17 protein-coding genes are annotated in these 18978 nt (G+C 59.3%); 9 read left to right on the forward strand and 8 right to left on the reverse strand.

Annotated features, from left to right (window positions below):
- Positions 1-73 precede the first annotated feature (73 nt).
- Positions 74-2446: a DNA polymerase II gene (locus tag CWI75_RS17530; RefSeq protein WP_101522830.1), complete on the forward strand. Its 2373-nt coding sequence runs from the start codon at positions 74-76 to the stop codon at positions 2444-2446.
- Between the two features lie 32 nt (positions 2447-2478).
- Here the strand turns inward: CWI75_RS17530 and CWI75_RS17535 are convergent, their stop codons facing one another.
- Positions 2479-3480 (reverse strand): adenosine kinase, encoded by a 1002-nt coding sequence (locus CWI75_RS17535; protein WP_101522831.1) that lies wholly within the window; start codon positions 3478-3480, stop codon positions 2479-2481.
- Positions 3481-3566: 86 nt separating this feature from the next.
- Here CWI75_RS17535 and mrcB point away from each other — a divergent pair, with 86 nt between their 5' ends.
- Positions 3567-5822 carry a penicillin-binding protein 1B gene (gene mrcB / locus CWI75_RS17540; protein ID WP_101522832.1) on the forward strand — a complete coding sequence of 752 codons (2256 nt, stop codon included), beginning with the start codon at positions 3567-3569 and terminating at the stop codon, positions 5820-5822.
- 5 nt (positions 5823-5827) lie between these two features.
- On the forward strand, positions 5828-6259 hold the full coding sequence (locus tag CWI75_RS17545) for a tetratricopeptide repeat protein (protein WP_162300125.1): 432 nt from the start codon (positions 5828-5830) through the stop codon (positions 6257-6259).
- On the opposite strand, the gene CWI75_RS17550 is transcribed toward CWI75_RS17545, so the two are convergent.
- Positions 6256-7734, reverse strand: a complete 1479-nt coding sequence (locus tag CWI75_RS17550; RefSeq protein ID WP_101522834.1) for an ATP-binding cassette domain-containing protein — start codon at positions 7732-7734, stop codon at positions 6256-6258. The genes CWI75_RS17545 and CWI75_RS17550 overlap by 4 nt on opposite strands.
- Positions 7735-7810: 76 nt before the next feature.
- Here CWI75_RS17550 and CWI75_RS17555 point away from each other — a divergent pair, with 76 nt between their 5' ends.
- A complete protein-coding gene (locus tag CWI75_RS17555; protein WP_420913264.1) occupies positions 7811-8440 on the forward strand; it encodes an NUDIX hydrolase in 630 nt (209 codons plus the stop codon).
- A gap of 14 nt (positions 8441-8454) precedes the next feature.
- Here the strand turns inward: CWI75_RS17555 and CWI75_RS17560 are convergent, their stop codons facing one another.
- From CWI75_RS17560 to CWI75_RS17575, 4 genes are all read right to left on the reverse strand, one after another.
- Entirely contained in the window at positions 8455-9072 is a 618-nt protein-coding gene (locus CWI75_RS17560) for a delta-aminolevulinic acid dehydratase (protein WP_241521289.1), read from the reverse strand.
- Between the two features lie 18 nt (positions 9073-9090).
- The gene (gene hemB, locus CWI75_RS17565) at positions 9091-10095 is read right to left on the reverse strand and encodes a porphobilinogen synthase (RefSeq protein WP_175580236.1); all 1005 of its coding nucleotides are present in this window, start codon (positions 10093-10095) and stop codon (positions 9091-9093) included.
- A gap of 15 nt (positions 10096-10110) precedes the next feature.
- Positions 10111-11391, reverse strand: coding sequence for a glutamate-1-semialdehyde 2,1-aminomutase (hemL, locus tag CWI75_RS17570; protein ID WP_101522837.1), 1281 nt, complete (start codon positions 11389-11391; stop codon positions 10111-10113).
- Between the two features lie 106 nt (positions 11392-11497).
- Positions 11498-11917 (reverse strand): CopD family protein, encoded by a 420-nt coding sequence (locus CWI75_RS17575; RefSeq protein WP_101522850.1) that lies wholly within the window; start codon positions 11915-11917, stop codon positions 11498-11500.
- Positions 11918-12078: 161 nt separating this feature from the next.
- Here CWI75_RS17575 and argC point away from each other — a divergent pair, with 161 nt between their 5' ends.
- The 4 genes from argC to erpA all read left to right on the forward strand — a co-directional run bounded on the left by argC (position 12079) and on the right by erpA (position 14740).
- Positions 12079-13110 (forward strand): N-acetyl-gamma-glutamyl-phosphate reductase, encoded by a 1032-nt coding sequence (gene argC, locus CWI75_RS17580; RefSeq protein WP_101522838.1) that lies wholly within the window; start codon positions 12079-12081, stop codon positions 13108-13110.
- 7 nt (positions 13111-13117) lie between these two features.
- On the forward strand, positions 13118-13864 hold the full coding sequence (locus CWI75_RS17585) for a DUF6776 family protein (RefSeq protein WP_146003627.1): 747 nt from the start codon (positions 13118-13120) through the stop codon (positions 13862-13864).
- Positions 13851-14315: a bactofilin family protein gene (locus CWI75_RS17590; RefSeq protein WP_101522840.1), complete on the forward strand. Its 465-nt coding sequence runs from the start codon at positions 13851-13853 to the stop codon at positions 14313-14315. The genes CWI75_RS17585 and CWI75_RS17590 overlap by 14 nt, the downstream gene beginning before the upstream one ends.
- A 71-nt stretch (positions 14316-14386) precedes the next feature.
- Positions 14387-14740: an iron-sulfur cluster insertion protein ErpA gene (gene erpA / locus CWI75_RS17595; RefSeq protein WP_101522841.1), complete on the forward strand. Its 354-nt coding sequence runs from the start codon at positions 14387-14389 to the stop codon at positions 14738-14740.
- Here erpA and CWI75_RS17600 read toward each other — a convergent pair.
- Both CWI75_RS17600 and CWI75_RS17605 read right to left on the reverse strand, forming a co-directional pair.
- A complete protein-coding gene (locus tag CWI75_RS17600; RefSeq protein WP_277621779.1) occupies positions 14737-15903 on the reverse strand; it encodes an anhydro-N-acetylmuramic acid kinase in 1167 nt (388 codons plus the stop codon). The two genes, erpA and CWI75_RS17600, sit on opposite strands and share 4 nt — an antisense overlap.
- Positions 15872-17227 (reverse strand): peptidoglycan DD-metalloendopeptidase family protein, encoded by a 1356-nt coding sequence (locus tag CWI75_RS17605; protein WP_241521290.1) that lies wholly within the window; start codon positions 17225-17227, stop codon positions 15872-15874. Before CWI75_RS17605 ends, CWI75_RS17600 begins: the two co-directional genes overlap by 32 nt.
- Positions 17228-17463: 236 nt before the next feature.
- Between CWI75_RS17605 and tyrS the strand changes: the two genes are divergently transcribed.
- Positions 17464-18759 (forward strand): tyrosine--tRNA ligase, encoded by a 1296-nt coding sequence (gene tyrS, locus CWI75_RS17610; RefSeq protein ID WP_101522844.1) that lies wholly within the window; start codon positions 17464-17466, stop codon positions 18757-18759.
- Positions 18760-18978 lie beyond the last annotated feature (219 nt).

Genomic DNA, 18978 nt, shown 5'->3' on the forward strand with positions numbered 1-18978 from the left:
AGACAATATTCGACAGATTAGAGGGCTGATTCAGTGATCCATAGCTTAAGCCACCCGGCGACCGATGCCTAGCATGAAACCGTCCCTGAACCCCGGGTCTGCGTACCGCGAGGGCTTTTTGCTGAGCCGCAGCTGGCGCGATGACAGTGCGGGTATTGTGCTGGAATTCTGGTTTGCCACTGCCCAGGGGCCTGTGCAGGTGGTTATTTATGGCGAGCGCAGTGTATTTTTCCTGGCAGAGAGTGATGCTTCGCGATACCAGTCAGTACTGGCGTTACAGCATGGCATAAGCTGCAAACCGCTGACTCTGCGGGATTTCTCCATGTCACCTGTCACTGCAATCTACAGCCAGGGTTACCAGCAGGCGCGACAACTGGCGGATGGTTTGCGCCAGCGTGGGGCCGAGCCATTGGAGGCGGATATCAATCCCGCTGATCGCTATCTGATGGAGCGCTTTATCGCCGGCGGTGCCAGCCTCTGCGGACCGATCACGGACTGCGGCGCTTACCAGCGGATGGTGAACCCGGCACTGCGTTCTGCCGCTTTTCGCCCCGCCCTGAAAGTGGTGTCATTTGATATTGAAACGGCCATGGCGGGCCTGCAGCTTTACTCCATCGCAGTCCATGCCACCGGGGACGACGGCGAGCATCGGCGCGTATTCATCGTCGGCGAGGGCGTCTTCGGGGACCATGTGCAGGGGCTTCCCTCCCAGCAAGAGGTGTTGCAGGCTTTCCTGGCCTTCATAGCCGATTATGACCCGGATGTCCTGATCGGCTGGAATGTGGTCAATTTCGACACCTGGTACCTGCAACGGCTTGCGGATCAGCTGGGGGTGCCCTTGAACCTCGGTCGCGCCGGGTCAGTAGTGCACTGGCGCGAACTTGACGAGGATGGGCAGCGACGCGCAGCCAGGATCCCCGGTCGGGTATTGCTGGATGGCATTGAGTTGCTGCGCGCTGCCTTTTACCGGTTTGACAGCTTCTCGCTGGAGGCGGTAGCCAGGTCACTGCTGGACGAAGGCAAACTGTTGCATGGCAGCGACCGGGGCGAGGAAATCGGCCGCCTGTTCCGGGAGGACAAGGCTCGGCTGGCCGCCTATAACCTGCGCGATTGCGAGCTGGTATCGGCCATCTTCGCCAAAACCCGGCTGCTGGACTTTGCCCTCGCCCGCAGTGCCATGACCGGCCTCAACCTGGACCGGCTTGGTGGCTCGGTAGCATCATTCGACAACCTGTACCTGCCGCGCCTGCACCGCAAGGGTTTCGTCGCGCCCAACGCCCGTGAATCCGGCGTTGCCAGTCCCGGCGGCTTTGTGCTCGATTCCCGGCCCGGTATTTATGATCACGTGCTGGTACTGGATTTCAAAAGTCTGTATCCCAGTATCATTCGTACGTTTGCCATCGATCCATTGGGGCTGGCGCTGGGTATGACAGGTGAGCTTGAGGAGTCAGCCACGGTACCGGGATTCCTGGGTGCGCACTTTGCCCGCGAGGGTCATATTCTGCCGGCCTTGATTTCTCAACTCTGGCAGCAGCGGGACGCAGCGCGCGAGGCTGATGACTCGCCCCTGTCCCAGGCCATCAAGATCATCATGAACTCTTTTTACGGCGTGCTTGGCAGCCCCGGCTGTCGTTTTTTCGATTCACGGCTGGCTACCGCCATTACCCGCCGTGGCCACGAGATTCTGTTGCGTACCCGGGAGCGTATCGAAAGCCGTGGTCACCAGGTTATCTATGGCGATACCGACTCTGTATTTGTGTGGATCGAAAATGCCGTTTGCGATGCTGACGCCGAGCGCGCCGGGCTTGCTTTGCAGGCCGACCTGAACACCTGGTGGCAGCACCAGCTGCAGGAGGCGTTCGGGCTTGAAAGCCTGCTGGAACTGCAGTTTGAGACCCATTACCGGCGCTTCCTGATGCCCACCGTGCGCGGCTCTGACAAGGGTAGCAAGAAACGTTATGCCGGACTGGTAGGCACTGGCGCCGCAGAGCGACTGGTGTTCAAGGGTCTGGAGAGTGTGCGCACAGACTGGACTCGCCTGGCGCGGGAATTCCAGGAGACACTGTACCGGCGGGTTTTTCTGGCAGAACCCTATGAAGATTACCTCTGCCAGGTGATGGGCGCGGTACTGGCTGGAGAGCGGGATGCGGACCTGGTCTATCGCAAACGCCTGCGGCGTCGCCTGGACGACTACCAACGCAATGTGCCACCCCACGTCCAGGCGGCGCGCCTGTATGCAGAGCGAGGGCTGCCGCTACCGGCACGAGGTGACTGGATAGAGTACGTGGTTACCGTCGCCGGGGCCGAACCCGCCGCTGCCGCGCACGCGCCACTGGATTATCCGCATTACGTGGAGCGCCAGGTGCAGCCGGTGGCGGATGGCATCCTGGGTTTGCTCGGGACGTCTTTCAGTGCCATTACCGGCCGGCAGATTGACCTGTTTTGAGTGGCGCTGTAACAGCCGCTAACGTGCTCCGGTCAGTCGCCGAAAAATTCCCGACGCAGGGCCGGATAGTCCGCTGCGGGTAACCTGGGTCCGAAATTGGCGACCACTTTTCCGGCCGCCAGGCTGGCAAAGCGGCCCGCCGTGGCGAAATCTTCCCCGCGGCCAATAGCATAGAGGAAGGCACCGGCAAACATGTCTCCGGCGCCATTACTGTCCACGGCGTGCACCCGGTGTGGCGGGATCTCTTCCAGACGTTCGCCATCCCAGGTCAGTGCGCCTTTCGCGCCCAGGGTAATAACGAACTGGCGAGCGACCTGTTTCAGGTGCTCAATGGCAATACCAAGTTTGTCGGTGCGGCCCCAGCCCAGGGCTTCATCTGCGTTACAGAACACGAGGTCAAGCTGGTCGCCGATGATCGCCTGCATACCCTCGCGAAAGAACTCCACCATACCCGGGTCGGAAAAACTGAGTACGGTTTTAACGCCGGCGGCCTCGGCCATTTCACGGGCGCGAATGGCCGCAGCGCGGCCGCTATCGGACGTTACCAGGTAACCCTCGATATAAAGGAAACTGGAATCGGCCAGGGCGACCGGGTCGAGTTGTTCTACCGACAGGGTCTCGCTGATGCCCAGATAGGTGTTCATGCTGCGTTCGGCGTCGGGGGAAATCAATACCAGGCACTTGCCGGTGATACCCGTCGGCCGCCCGTTCGCCATGGAGTGGTCCACCCCTGCGGCTTCCAGATCGCGTACATAGATGGTCCCGTCCTCGTCGTCGGCCACTTTGCAGGACATGAAGGTGGGTAGCCCGAACTGGGCGGCGGCGATAATGGAGTTGCCGGCACTGCCGCCGCTGGCGTGATTGGCCTTGACCAGGTGGCCCTGCAAATCCTGCAGCAGGGCCGCCTGGCGTGGCTGATCCACGAGGGTCATCAACCCTTTTTCCACTCCCAGCTGTTCAAGCTCCAGATCCTGCACCTGGATTTCGGTGTCCACCAGTGCCGCGCCGATTCCGTAAATGGTATATTTCTTCATGGTTACTGTGGTCCCCTCGTTGCCAGCCAGCTATTATCCCCATCCTCCACTCAAATGAAAGCGCGCTCGCACACACTGCCCCCCTTATGGCCAAAACCCGTCGTCCCGTTCTTAAACTGTTGCTTGCCACGATCGTCGCAGGAATATTGTTCCTGGTATATCTGGACATGCGAATTACGTCCACCTTTACCGACAAAATGTGGGAGTTGCCGGCGAAAGTCTATGCACGGCCACTGGAGCTCTTTGTGGGTGCCTCCCTGTCAGCGGAAGACCTGGCCTGGGAACTGGAAATCCTGGGCTACCGCAAGGTAACTGCTCCGGACAATCCCGGCGAAGTGGCCCGCGCCGGCAACCGCTTTGAAGTGCATACCCGGGGCTTCGATTTCCCGGGCGAGCGCGAGAGCCCGCGCCGGGTATGGCTGGAAGTACAGGGGCAGCGCCTGCAGGTGTTGCGAAGCGGGGGCCGGGATATTGACCTGATGCGGCTGGATCCGGTGCAGATTGGCGGTATATATCCTCATCACGGCGAGGACCGGGTTCTGGTGCGGCTGGATGATGTGCCGGCCACTCTGCCCGCTGCCCTGCTGGCGGTGGAGGACCAGCGTTTTTACCATCACTGGGGCTTCTCCATTACCGGCATAGTGCGGGCAGCATTCAGTAACCTGCGCTCGGGGCAGATAGTCGCCGGGGGCAGTACCCTTACCCAGCAGCTGGTCAAGAATTACTACCTGACGCCGGAACGCACCATCGTGCGCAAAATCACTGAAGTGCTGATGGCGATATTGCTGGAAGTTCACTATAGCAAGGAGCAGATTCTCGAGAGCTACCTGAACGAGGTATACCTCGGCCAGGAGGGGCCGCGTGGCATACACGGGTTCGCGCTTGCGTCCCTCCATTATTTCGACCGGCCATTGCAACAACTGGGCCTGCACCAGCAGGCATTGCTGGTAGGTATGGTCAAGGGGCCGTCTTTGTACAATCCGCTGCGCAGCCCGGAGCGTGCCCTCGAGCGGCGCAACCTGGTGCTGGACCTGATGGCGGCCCAGAAGCTGATTCCGGTGGCCGAGGCCCAAGCTGCCAAGGCCAGGCCGTTGGGCCTGAATCATCGGGAGGGTATTCGGGACAGTTTCCCTGCTTATCTTGACCTCGTCAGGCGCCAGTTGCGGCTGGAGTACCGGGACGAGGACCTGGCGACCCTGGGTCTGAGCATCTTTACCAGCTTTGACCCGTTACTGCAGCGGCAAATGGAGCGCAGCAGTACCACCATTCTGCAGCAGCTGGATCCCTCCGGGGAACTGCAGACCGCTTCGATAGTAACCCGCTCCGGTAGCGGTGAAGTTGCCGCCCTGGTCGGTGGGCGCAAGGTGCGCTATGCCGGTTTCAATCGGGCCCTGGATGCGCAACGTCCCGCCGGTTCGCTGCTCAAGCCCGCGGTATACCTTGCGGCCCTGGAGCAGCCGCAGCGCTATACCCTGGCGACAGTCCTGGCGGACACCCCGTTGCAGGTAGCCGGCCCCGGAGAGCAGATCTGGGAGCCGCGGAATTTCGACCGCCAGACTCACGGTGACGTGTTGCTGCTGCAGGCACTGGCGAATTCCTACAATGTGGCCTCTGCGCGGCTGGGCATGGAACTGGGCCTGGATGCGGTAGTGGACATGCTGCGCCGGCTGGGTATTGAAGGGCCCATCCCGGAAGTGCCGGCACTGACCCTTGGGGCGGGTGCCTATTCGCCCATGGATATGGCGGCAATGTATCAGGGCATCGCCTCGGGTGGCTTCCGCATGCCCCTGCGCAGTATTCGCGATATTGTCGATGGCCGTGGCGAGCCGTTGCGCCGTTATCCGCTGGAATACGACCGTACTGTGAGCCTGCAGGCTGTGCACCTGGTGCATTATGGCCTGCGTGAAGTGGTACGCGAGGGCACGGGGCGCGGGGTATACAACTATATTGACAGCGGCTTTGACGTCGCCGGGAAAACGGGAACCACCAATGATGGCCGGGATTCCTGGTTCGCCGGGTTTTCGGGTGATTTGTTGACGGTCACCTGGATCGGCCGGGATGATAACGGCCCCACCGGCCTTACTGGCAGTACCGGTGCGCTGAAGGTGTGGGGCCATTTCATGGCGCGCGCCAGCCGTCGCCCGCTGGATTATCGCATGCCCGAGGATATGCAGCCCTTCTGGATTGAGGCTACAACCGGCAGGCTGACTGGTGAGGGTTGCCCTGATGCACGGTTAATACCGTTTGTGACAGGATCTGAACCCGGGCAGCACAGTGGTTGCAAGGGTGGGCAATCAAAGGTCAGGGACTGGTTCGAGTCCCTGTTTGGTGGTAAGAAGTGAAGACAATGACTCTGATTCTGCAACGAAGTCTGCTGCTGGCCCTGGCGGCGGCGCTGGTGGGCTGTTCTATATACAGCGTTCCACAGAGCGGCCGCGCGCCGGTGGAGACGCGGCCCGATCCCACGGTGGTGACACCGGGTAGCCCTGCACCCGGAGGGTCCGCTCTCCCGGAAGCGGAACCTAATGTTGTGCGTGCCTATAGTGCGTTGGTTGCACAGGCGGAAGGGGCTACGGCGCGGGGAGATTACGATCAGGCGCTGGCGTTGCTGGAGCGTGCCCAGCGCATTGATCCCGAGAGTGCGGAAATCTACCTGCACCTGGCCCGCACCTATGCCAGCCAGGGGCAGATGGCGCAGTCGCGAGCCACGGCATCACGGGGAACGCTGTACTGCCGCAATGAGTCAGAATGCGATGCCCTGCACGCCCTGGCGCGCTAGCCCGGATTCTCGCAGCGTACCTCAAATCCTTCCGCGGTGGCTTCGAAGCGTAGCTGCTGGTTGATGCACTCCGGCGTATCGCCGGCAGAATGGCTGACAAAGATCATTTGCGTGTCGCTGTATCGTGCGATGTGATCAATGGCCCGCAGGAGTAGTTTGCGGTGAGTGCCATCCAGGCCCAGCGTAGGCTCGTCCAATAGCAGAATTGCTGGCGATTTGACCATTGCCCTGGCCAGCAACACCATCCGTTGCAGGCCGAACGACAGGGTATCGAAACCGGTGCGGGCATAATCTGCCAACCCCAGTGCTGCCAGCCACTGTTCGGCCGTGCGTCGCTGTACATCGCCGCAATGATCAAACAGGCCCACGCTATCAAAAAAGCCGGATACCACCACTTCCAGTGGTGTCATATTGCGGGCGAAGTTGAGCTGCAGCTGGGTATCGAGCTGCCCGTATTTCTGTTTGATATCCCAGATGCTCTCACCGCTGCCCCGCTTGCGACCGAACAGGGTGATATCCTGGCCATAGGCTTTGTGGTTGTCGCCGGTGATCAGGCTCAATAGCGTGGTCTTGCCGCAGCCGTTGGGGCCAGAGACACAGCTGTGTTGGCCACGCTCGAATATCCAGTTCACATTGCGCAGCACCTGCACCTCGCCATAGCGCACGTCAACCTGGCGCAGTGCCAGCAGCGGCCCGTCCGGCAGGCTATAGGGACGGGTAGCGGGTGGGGGCAGTGTGCCCAGTGGTGGTTGCGGCGGATTCATCAACGCGGCTACATCAGCCCGCGCCATCACTGTCGCGCGCTCATCCGCACACAGTACCCGGCCGGCATCGAGCACCAGCACATGGCCCACGCCCTCGGGCACGTCCTCCAGTTGCCGGCATAACAGCAGGACATTGCCGGAGCTTGCCAACAGCTCATCAATCGCACGCTGCATGGCTTCCTGGCTGGCCCGGTCAAGACCGTCCAGCGGGCTGTCCAGTATCAGTAGTGCGGGATCACTCAGCAGGGCGCGCACCAGCAGGGTTTTGCGCATTTCTCCGGTAGAAATGAAACGCAGCCCGCGCTTGAGGGTATGGCCGATGTGCAACCGCTCTACCCAGTCGTAAAAACGTGCATCAGGAGAGCGACCCCCAAGAATGGCGTCCTCTACCCGGGTGCCGGGATCCGAGGCATCGGCGCGGAATTCTCCATCATCCAGTTTTCGGTCACGGGCACACAGGGCCTGGGCCTGCTCAAAGCAAACATAGGCAATTCCGTGTGTATCCAGGCCGGGCGAGCGCTCATAGTCGCCGGAGTAATGCTTTTCCTCGCCACTCAAAATGCGGGCTACACTGGTTTTCCCGGCGCCATTGGGGCCGACGAGAGCCCACTGCTGTCCCGCTTTGACCGTCCAGTTGAGCTGCCTGAGAGCTGGTTTTGCCCGATATACCAGATGGATATCCTGCAGGTCGAAGAGGGTGTTTGTTGCCATAATTGCCTGTGTCCTTGATTCATGTGACTTGTCAGCGTGGTCCGGGGCTGGCTTAATCCGGTGCCGGCTAACAGGAATGTCATCGTTGTCTATCGCGTTATTACAAATGATCGAGACGGAGCTGTCGTCTCACCGTCCTTCCCGCCCCTGGCTGCGGCGGTTAATGCAACGCTCCGCAGTGGCCATTATCCTGCAAGTGCAGGATGGTGAACTGCACATTCTAATGATCAAACGGGCAGAAAGGGAGGGTGATCCCTGGTCGGGACACATGGCATTCCCGGGTGGTCGCATGGACCCGGGTGATGCCCATGGTTACGCGGTTGCCCTGCGGGAAACCCGCGAGGAGATAGGTCTGGATCTGGAGCGGCAGGCCCACTGTATCGGCAGACTCTCGGATATCAATGCCCGGCCGCGCGTGCGCAGTCTGGGAATGGCCGTGAGCCCCTTTGTTTTTCGTATGGACCGACCTGCACACTGCACTATCAACCACGAGGTGGCGGAAGTCGTTTGGGTGCCGCTGGAGTTCCTGTTGAATAATGCAAACCGCAAGACCATGAGCTGGCAGCGCAAGCGCCTAAAACTGAAAATGCCCTGTTATTTCTATGGTGAACGCCGGATCTGGGGATTGTCTCTGGCCATGCTGGACGAATTGATGGACTTGATCGAGGGCAGCAGCAGCCGACGAAAATCGTGGAATCGCCGCTGATATCGGTGCCGGGGTCAGCGTTCGTCGCGCAGGAACTCCCGGGTATCGAGCATCAGCTCGCGCAGGGCAGGGTCTTCGCGACTGGCTTTTACCAGAGCCTGGCGGTCGACCTCACCGCGCACGTATGCGGCCAGGAGGTCCAGGAGCACGGGTGTCATTTTGGGTGTGCGTTCCCAGCGTGGGGCGTTGACCAGGTTGCCGGTAACCCAGCCATCCTGTAATTCCAGCCAGTAGCCACCACAACTCGACAGCCGGTAATCTCCGATACGGCCGTAGCTGATATTGGGGGTGCCGGGGTCAAAGCCTCCCGGTACTTCCTCATTGATCCGGTACAGCGCCATAACCCACCGGCTACCGGGGGGGAAATTTTCTGCAGGTGGACGACAGTAGTCGCGTGCCTGCAGCCAGATGCGCACAGTCTCCTGTACCTCGCGCCCGCGCAGGATTCGCTCCAGCGCCAGGTCTACGGAATTGCCCTTGCGACTGATAATGGTTCCGGTCACGACCAGATCCGCCTCTGCCTGCACCTCACTGAAATCGCCCTGCCACAAGCAGGCGCACTCGTCGGCAGGTTGCGCTGAGGTCATCGGCGCCATTACCGCCAGTACCGCAAGCCAAACCAGTGTACGCACTCTTCTCATGGCGCCGGTTTACTGTAGTGCCCGTGCAGCCTGCAGGGCGAAATAGGTGAGGATGCCGTCACAACCGGCACGTTTGAAAGCCAGCAGGGACTCGAGCATAACCGGATCCTGCTGCAGCCAGCCCCGTTCGAAGGCCGCCATGTGCATGGCGTATTCACCACTGACCTGGTAGGCAAAGGTAGGTACCCTGAGCTCGTCCTTGACCCGGCGGGCGATGTCCAGATAAGGCATGCCGGGTTTGACCATTATCATGTCGGCCCCCTCCGCCAGGTCCAGTGCGCACTCGTGCAGTGCCTCGTCGCTGTTGGCCGGATCCATCTGGTAGCTGTACTTGTTGCCGCCACCAATATTGCCTGCTGATCCCACCGCATCCCGGAATGGGCCGTAGTAGGCGGAGGCATATTTTGCCGCGTAGGCCATGATCATGGTGTTGTGATGGCTGTGCTGTTCCAGGCTGGTGCGGATAGCGCCGATGCGGCCGTCCATCATGTCCGAGGGCGCAACTACGTCGGCGCCGGCATCGGCATGGGAGAGGGCCTGGCGGACCAGTGCGGCGCTGGTGACATCGTTCATGACATAGCCGCTATCACTGATAATACCGTCCTGGCCATGGGTGGTGTAAGGATCCAGCGCCACATCGGTGATCACCCCCAGCGCAGGCAGCGCCTCTTTCAGGCCTTTCACGGCGCGCTGCACCAGCCCTTCAGGGTTCCAGGCCTCTTCGGCGGTGAGGCTCTTGCAGTCCGCCGGCACGACAGGGAATAGTGCCAGCGCGGGAATGCCCAGTGCGACTGCTTCCCGCGCCTGCTCTATCAACAGGTCAATACTGAGTCGCTCGATACCCGGCATGGAAGCAACAGCTTCGCGTTGGCCACTGCCTTCGAGGACAAATACCGGATAGATAAGGTCTGCGGGGGTAAGCAAGTGCTCCCTTACCAGGCGCCGGGAAAAATCATGGGCCCGCAACCGCCGCAGGCGAGTATGCGGAAAGGGGCCGCGCTGGGTCTGGAACATGATGGCAATCTCCTGTTAGCGCTGGGTAAAGGCGTGGGCAGCGGCCGCTATTGTGGCTTCAATGTCGGCATCGGTGTGGGCGGAAGACATGAAACCTGCCTCATAGGAGGCCGGAGCCAGGTAGACGCCCTGAGCCAGCATATGATGAAAAAAGCGGTTGAAAGCGGCCGTATCACAGGCCATGACCTGGCTGTAGTTGGTCACGCTGGGCGCATCGGTAAAAAATCCGCCAAACATGGTGCCGCTGTGATTAGTGGTGAAGGGGACGCCAGCGGCGGCCGCGGCTTTTTCCAGGCCGGTACAGAGCGCGGTCGTGCGCGCAAACACCGGCTCGTAAAAACCGGGTGCTGAAATTACTTCAAGGGTGGCAAGCCCTGCAGCCATGGCAATCGGGTTACCCGACAGGGTGCCTGCCTGGTATACCGGCCCGAGCGGTGCGATTTGTTCCATGATTTCGCGTTTGCCACCGAAAGCGCCCACTGGCATGCCGCCACCGATAACCTTACCGAGACAGGTAAGATCCGCTTCTATGCCATAGTGCCCCTGGGCGCCGTGCAGGCCAAAGCGGAAGCCCGTCATCACCTCGTCCATGATCAGCACGGCACCATGGGCACTGCACATCTCCCGCATGGTTTCGAGAAAGCCCGGTTGTGGCGGGATGCAGTTCATGTTGCCCACCACCGGCTCGACGATCACGCAGGCAATTTTGTCGCCGTGCTCGGCGAAGGCCCGGCGCAGCTCGTCACTGTCGTTGTAGGTCAGGGTCATGGTGTAGTCAGCCAGCGCCGCCGGCACACCCGGGGAACTGGGTACGCCCATGGTCAATGCCCCGGACCCTGCCTTGACCAGCAACGAGTCTGAATGCCCGTGGTAACAGCCTTCGAATTTTATAATGGTGTCACGGCCCGTATAGCCCCGAGCCAGGCGAATCGCGCTCATGGTGGCTTCGGTCCCGGAGTTCACCATGCGAACCATGTCCATGCCCGGCATCACTTCGCAGATGCGGTCCGCAAGCTGGATCTCAAGCTCTGTCGGGGCGCCAAAACTCAGGCCCTTTTCACTTTGCCTGATGACTGCCTCGCGCACGTGGGGATGGTTGTGCCCCATCAGCATGGGACCCCAGGACAGCACATAATCAATGTAACGCTTGCCCTCACAGTCATAAAACCAGGCACCTTCGCTGCGCTCGACGAATACGGGGCTGCCGCCTACAGCCTTGAACGCCCGCACCGGTGAGTTGACACCACCGGGAATGTGTCGTTGTGCGCGTTCAAATAATTGCTCGGATGTACTCATTAAATGGCTTCCTGAAGGTGGATGGCGCTAGTGCTGCGAAGAGCCTGATTGACGGGATGAATTATCGGCCCCGGGCCACAGAATTTCCAGTATTGACCCGTTTGCGTCAAACAGGTTTCACTACGGCCAGAATGATCATTGCGAACAGGAACAATACCGGTATTTCATTAAAAAAGCGGTAAAAGACATGGCCGTGATTGTCCGTGTCCGCATTCACTGCGCGAACGTAGCGGCCGCATTGCAGATGATAGCCCACCAGGAATACGGCGCCCGCGAGTTTCAGCCACAACCACAGTGCGGTGAAATAATAGCCGGGATTACTGCCAAGCAAGGCAATACCAAAGCCGATAGTCAGTAGCATGAATGGCGTCACAAAGCGGTAGAGCTTGCGCGCCATAATCGCCAGCTGGGCGCGGATGGCAGGGTTTTCACTGGCTGCGAAATTGACCAGAATGCGCGGCAGGTAAAACAGCCCGGCAAACCAGCACACCATGAAAATGAGATGAAAGGACTTGAGCCACAACATGGGGGTCGCCTTGGTCTCGAGTATATGGATTGGGAAAAACTGCATATTAACAGTTATCAAGGCAGAGTTTACTTTTATACTGGTATCCGCAACAGGCCTCGGCGCACGTCCAGCGGTAAAGCCAGGCAGCAAAAGCGTCGCAACAACGGCAGGGAGAAGAGATGATCAGGGCAGGTATTGTAGGTGGGACCGGGTATACCGGAGTGGAATTGCTGCGCTTGCTGGCGCTGCACGGCGGCGTCGAGGTGGTGGCCATCACTTCCCGTGCTGAAGCCGGACGTCGCGTGGATGACCTGTTCCCCAATTTGCGTGGCTACTATGAACTTGTTTTTGCCGAGCCCGAGGTGAGCCTGCTGGCGAATTGCGATGTAGTATTTTTTGCTACCCCTCATAATGTCGCCATGCAGCTGGTACCGGAGTTGCTGGCTGCCGGTACGCGGGTGGTGGATCTGTCCGCTGACTACCGTATCCGCGATGCCAGCGTATGGTCACAATGGTATGGCGAACCCCATAGCAGCCCGCAGCTTCTGGAACAGGCGGTTTACGGCCTGCCGGAAGTGAATCGCGACAGTATTCGCGAGGCGCAACTGGTGGCGTGCCCGGGTTGCTACCCAACGGCGATCCAGCTGGGCTGGATACCGCTGTTGGCCAGGGGCCTGGTAGCTCCCGCAGAGCTGATTGCCAGCGCGGCATCGGGTGCCAGCGGCGCCGGCCGCCAGGCCAAGATTGACAATCTCCTGAGCGAAGTGGGTGGCAGTTTCAAAGCCTACGGTGTTTCCGGGCATCGCCATTTGCCGGAGATAGAGCAGGGACTGCAGGATGTTGCAGGTGGCCCGGTAGCGGTGACCTTCGTGCCGCACCTGTTGCCCATTGTTCGCGGTATTCACGCAACGCTCTTTGGTCGCTTACTGGAAGATGACACCGATCTGCAGGCGCTGTTTGAAGACTATTACCGAGACGAGCCGTTTGTCGAGGTACTGCCGCCCGGCATGTTTCCCCAGACCCGTACGGTCAAAGGTGCAAACCGTTGCCAGCTCTCAGTGATGGTGCCACAGCAGCGGGACACCGTTGTGGTGATGTCGGTGATAGATAACCTGGTGAAGGGCGCTTCGGGGCAGGCGGTACAAAACATGAACATCATGTTCGGCTTACCTGAAACCCAGGGCCTTGAGCTGATTGGCCTGTTGCCGTGAGGTGGCTGTGAGCACCGACCGCTATCGGACTGTTATCCGGCGCTATCATGTTCGCCACCGCGAAATACTGGTGCTGGCACTGTCACTGGTAGCGGCTCTGGTACTGGCAGCGGGATTCATGCTGGGACGTGAAGCGGCCTTTAGCGGTGTCGGAGTTGACCCGCAGCGGTACCGGGAGCAGGGTGCAGAGCTGAAGCGCGCTCGTCAGCAAATTATCGAACTCGAGCGCGAGTTGGGTGTCTACGAGGCTCGCCACGAGGTCGATCGCGCTGCCCTGGAATTGGTGCGCCGTGAGTTGGCGGTGCAGAAGGACCACGCTGCGGGCCTTGAGGAAGGCATTCGTTTCTATCGTGGATTGATGGCGCCGGGAGAAATCGCTCAGGGTCTGAGTCTGCGTCCAATTGAACTGGTTGGCCTGGAAGAGCCAAACCGCTTCGGTTTCCGCATTGTGGCCCAACAGGAAGCGCGCAAGCATCGACCGGTACAAGGCGAACTCTATGCCGAAATACAGGGTGAGTTGAATGGCGAGCGCCGAAGTTTCCCACTGGGCGATTTGAGCAATGATCTCGAGGGCACTATTCTCCCTCTACGGTTTCGCTATTTTCAGTCAATTGAAGGCCAGTTGACCTTGCCTGAGGGTTTTGAACCCCAGTGGGTGAGCGTGGTGGCGTCCATGTCCTCGCCTCGCAAGGCCGAGGCAAAAGAGCAGTATCCATGGATTTTGCAGGAGAAGTTCACGCATGTTGGGAAGTAAGCGTAATGGTACGACGGCGACCGGGGGCACGACCCTCATATCGAAGGACACCATCGTCAATGGAGATATCAGTTTCAGTGGTAACCTTGAAGTCGAGGGTGAGGTCAAAGGTAATATACTTTCTGAGCAGGATCAGGAGGCGATGGTGAGGGTTGTCGAGAGCGGGCGGGTTGAAGGCGAAATACGGGCTCCAAGGGTGACGATCAACGGTACGGTGGAAGGCAGTATTCACGCTTCACAGCACCTGGAGCTTGCGCCCCATGCGCGTGTAATGGGTGATATTCATTACAATCTGGTTGAGATGTCAGCGGGTGCCGAGGTTAACGGTCGTCTGCTGCATACCGGTGAAGCCGTAGCCGGTGAGTCCGGTAACCACTCCGGGGGCTCTGTCGATACCATTCCCGAGCCGGAAATTGCCAGTATTGCCCTAAGTGGCACTAAAGTTGACTAGTTTACTCGGGTTTTACATAATACAGCCCGTTCACGTAATGCAGGGGCCCACGTGACCCCGAGAGAGCAGGTATGTCAGTAGCTGAATCATTCAACCCGGGCGGCATTAATCTGTCCGCACGCGCGGTCGAAAAAGTGCGCGATCTGGTCGCGGAAGAGGAAACGCCAGCACTGAAACTGCGGGTTTACATTACTGGCGGTGGGTGCTCCGGGTTCCAGTATGGTTTTTCGTTCGAAGAGACCGCTGCCGAAGATGACACTGTCATCGAGCGCGATGGGGTTGCTGTCCTGGTGGATCCGATGAGTTTCCAGTATCTCGTGGGTTCCGAAGTTGATTACACCGAGGGCCTGGAAGGCTCCCGGTTTGTGATTCAAAACCCGAACGCGACCACTACCTGTGGTTGCGGTGCGTCTTTCTCAATCTAGGAGCCACCAGAACCAGGATAAATTCCCCCCAGGACCCGTTCCCCGGCGGCACCTGTTACCTGTGCCGCATTGCCCGGCAGTTCCGCGATGCTGCGCCAGGCCAGCCATGCAAAGGCCGCTGCCTCTACCCAGTCAGGATCCAGCCCGAGAACGGCGGTTGAAGACAGTGGCACTGTCCCCAGCTGGCGTTGCAGGCGGCGCATCAAATCGGCATTCGCGGCGCCTCCACCACAAACGTACACCTCATCGGTCTTGCGGTCCCAATCACGGACGGCGCCCGCAATGGAGTGGGCGGTGAATTCGGCGAGGGTCGCCTGTACGTCCTGCGCAGGGCAAGCGGGTAAAGACCGCAGGCAGTCGTCTACCCATTCGAGGTTGAACGCTTCCTTACCCGTGCTTCGAGGCCCCTGGCAGGCCAGGTAGGGGTGATCATTCAGTGCCTCCAGCAGAGCCGGGATCACTGTGCCGCCAGCTGCCCAGAGACCTTCATGGTCATAACGTTCGCTTTTATGTCGGGCAATCCAATGGTCCAGCAGCGTGTTGCCGGGGCCGGTATCAAAGCCGGCTGCCAGGATGGTGCCGTCCAGCAAACTCAGGTTGGCAATGCCGCCGATATTGACGATGGCGCGATTGCGGTCCGAAGTGGCAAAAGCAGCGGCGTGGAAGGCGGGCGCGAGAGGGGCACCTTCTCCCCCGGCGGCCATATCGCGCCTGCGGAAATCGGCAACGGTGGTAATCCCGGTCAGCTCAGCGATGGTGTTGGGATCGCCGATCTGCAGACTGAAAGCTGTTTCATTGCCTGCGGAAGGGGGGCGGTGGCGAATAGTCTGGCCGTGGCTGCCAATGGCGGCAATGTCTTTGGGGTCAAAACCGCTATCGGCCAGTAGTGCGAGCGTGGCTTCCGCAAACAGATGGCCCAGCTTGCGGTCCAGTATGCCAAGCCGTTCAATCTCATTGTCGCCCGGCTGGCTGATAGCGGTGATATCTGCTCGCAGGCCGCCAGGAATCGGGCTTGCCAGGGTGGCAACCAATTCAATCCGCTGGGCACTGCAGCGCACTAATGCACAATCAATTGCATCGATACTGGTACCGGACATCAGCCCGATATAAAGCGGCGTACCCACTGTGGAATCAGCGTTCAGCAGTGGTCCCTGTTCCCTCACTATTCAGGGCCAGGCGGTTGCCGGATTGAAGTGCTGCCAGTTGCTGTGATGCATTGGCAATGGTCGCTTTGAAGGCCGGTATCTCTGCGGCGGCCAGCATCTTCGCTTTCGGCAGCTGCCGGTGTATTTTGCGTGGATCCTTGTGTTGCCCATTGACCAGGAATTCATAGTGCAGGTGTGGCCCGGTTGCCGCACCGGTGGAGCCGACGGAACCAATGATCTGGCCCTGGCTCACACGCTGGCCCTGCTTGACCTTGCGCTTGTGCAGATGCAGGTAGCGGGTGATGTACTTTTCGCCATGTTGTACGAACAGGTAGTTGCCATTCGCCGAAGTGAAGCCGGACTTTATGACACGACCGTCGCCGGCCGCATAAACCGGCGTGCCGGTGGGTGCGGCATAGTCAGTGCCACGATGGGGGCGGGTGGTCTTGTAAATCGGATGCAGGCGCCGCATGTTGAAGTTTGAGCTGATGCGGGTGAAGTCTACCGGCGCCAGCAGAAATGCCTTGCGCATGCTGGTGCCATCTTCATTGTAATAGCCGGCGTCACCATTGCTGTCTTCGTAGCGGAAGGCGTTAAAGGTCTTGCCACGGTTGGTGAAGGAGGCAGCGAGAATAGTGCCGTCGCGATATTTTTCGCCATCCAGATACAGTTCTTCATAGACTACGTTGAAGGTGTCGCCCTTGCGCGGATCCTGGACAAAGTCGATGACGCCGCCAAAAATGTTAGCCAGATCCATTACCAGGCTATGGGACAGACCGGCATCCTGCCCCGCCATGAACAGGGAGGAAGTGATTTCGGCACTGACCCAGGATTCCTGCAGGTCCGTCTGTCGCAGTTCCCGCTCGGTACTGAAGCTGTCATCGGTACGCCGGTAAACGACTGATTCCAACGGTGACACAATGTGCTTCACGGCCTCGAGGCGGCCATCTTCGGCGGCTTCGAAGGCAATAATCTGCCCCGGGTAAATGCGCGATAAGGCCTTGCCTTCCGGCGCAGTGTTAACGACATTGTAAACATCGGCACTACTGAAGCCCGCGCGTTTGAAAATAAGCGATAAATTGTCGCCGCTGCGCACGGTTTGCTCACTCCACAGCGGCTTGTTTTGTGTTTCTGCCGCGGGGGGCGGGGTAAGGCTGTCTGCCGCCGCCAGCGCCGGTCCGGCTGCTGGGTACTCGAATGCCGGCATTTGCGGAGTGGCGATCACTTCGCTTAGCGGGTCATAGCCCAGGGTGAATACGGAGCCCGGCTCCTGGGCCCTGTTGGCTTCAACGCCGCCGGAGGGCGCCAGGCTGGCCGCTATGGCTATAAATACCGATAACACACCGATGGCCAGGAGGTGTCTGTGCTGCAGTGGAGGCTGCTGCGCTCCCTTGGGAGTGGCGCCCCTGAGCCTCTTGTTAAATGTCTGCATAAGTCAATTAGCTATGGCTTAGTGTTAAAGGAGTATATAAAACTTTTTTCTTAACCGACAGGGCAGGACGACTTTAAGGTTTGCTTTTCTAAAATGATATTGTAAGGTTCTCGACCCTTTTTGGCATCATACCCCCGGAGCCTCCGATGAGCAGTGCCCTGTTAGCCGATCTCCGCGCCCGCGGGCTGATCTTTCAGATTGCCGGCGAGGATGATCTCCCGGGGTGGCTTGATAGCGGGGTGCGCACACTGTACTGCGGATTTGATCCCACCGCTGATAGTCTTCATATCGGGTCTTTGGTTCCTCTATTGATGTTGCGCCGTTTCCAGCTTGCCGGACACCGGCCACTGGCACTGGTAGGGGGGGCCACCGGGCTTATTGGTGACCCGTCCTTCAAAGCCCGGGAGCGTCAGCTCAATACGGCTGATGTAATTGCCGAGTGGGTAGATAAAATTCGCCTTCAGGTATCCAGGTTTATCGACTTTGACGCAGGACCGGTTTCGGCCGAGGTGGTTAATAACCTCGACTGGACCCGCGATATGAGTGTCCTCACCTTTTTGCGCGATGTCGGCAAGCACTTTTCCGTTAACGCCATGATCCAGAAAGAGTCGGTGAAGCAGCGCATTGAGCGCGATGGCAGCGGTATCAGTTTCACTGAATTTACCTATATGATTCTCCAGTCCTATGATTTCGCCGAGCTCAACCGGCGCTATGGGTGCGGTCTGCAGCTGGGGGGCTCGGATCAGTGGGGCAATATCACTGGTGGCATCGACCTGACCCGGCGCATGTATGGCGAGCAGGTATTTGGCTTGACGATGCCGTTGATTACCAAAGCGGACGGTACCAAGTTTGGTAAAACAGAATCCGGGACCGTGTGGCTTGACCCTGCCCGGACTTCGCCTTACGCGTTCTATCAGTTCTGGTTGAATACCGGGGATGTTGACGTCTATCGTTTCCTGAAATATTTCACTTTTCTCCCGGTAGCCGATATCGACGCCCTGGAGCGTGCGGATGCCGAGCGCCAGGGGCGCCCTGAGGCACAGGCAATTCTCGCCAGGGAGGTGACCCTGCTGGTACACGGCGAAGCGGGAGTGCAGGCGGCGCAACGTATTACTGAAGCGTTATTCAGCGGAGCGCTCGAGCAGTTATCCGCGGGTGACCTGGCCCAGTTGCGCCAGGACGGCTTGCCTGCAACCACCCTGGACCCGGATACACTGCCGTCGACGCTCACCCAGTTACTGACCGAGTCCGGTATGGCGTCGTCCGGGAAACAGGTCAAGGATGCTCTGGGTCGACAGGCGGTAACTATTAATAATCGGTCGCTCGGCTGGGAGGACAACGACCGCATTGCGGCGTGTTTCAATCCGGAACTGGCATTGCATGGGCGCTACTATGTTACCCGGCTGGGAAAAAAGAAATATCACCTGTTTGAGCTCGGCTAGTGGCTGGAGCGGCAGCGGTGCTCACTGCACCGCTATCTGATGGGCACCCCCGACAGCTGCTGATCGACCTTATCTGAACTTTTTCTCCCGAAGGGGCTTGCGCCCCATGATCCCTCTGCGTATAGTTCGCCTCCCTCCAGCGCACAGAGGCAAAAGCATGTGTGGTGGAGAGGCCTGATACCCTTAACTATCAATTAGTTAGCGTTGAAAGGCCAGATG

This window comes from Kineobactrum sediminis (assembly GCF_002868715.1).
GTDB lineage: Bacteria > Pseudomonadota > Gammaproteobacteria > Pseudomonadales > Halieaceae > Kineobactrum > Kineobactrum sediminis.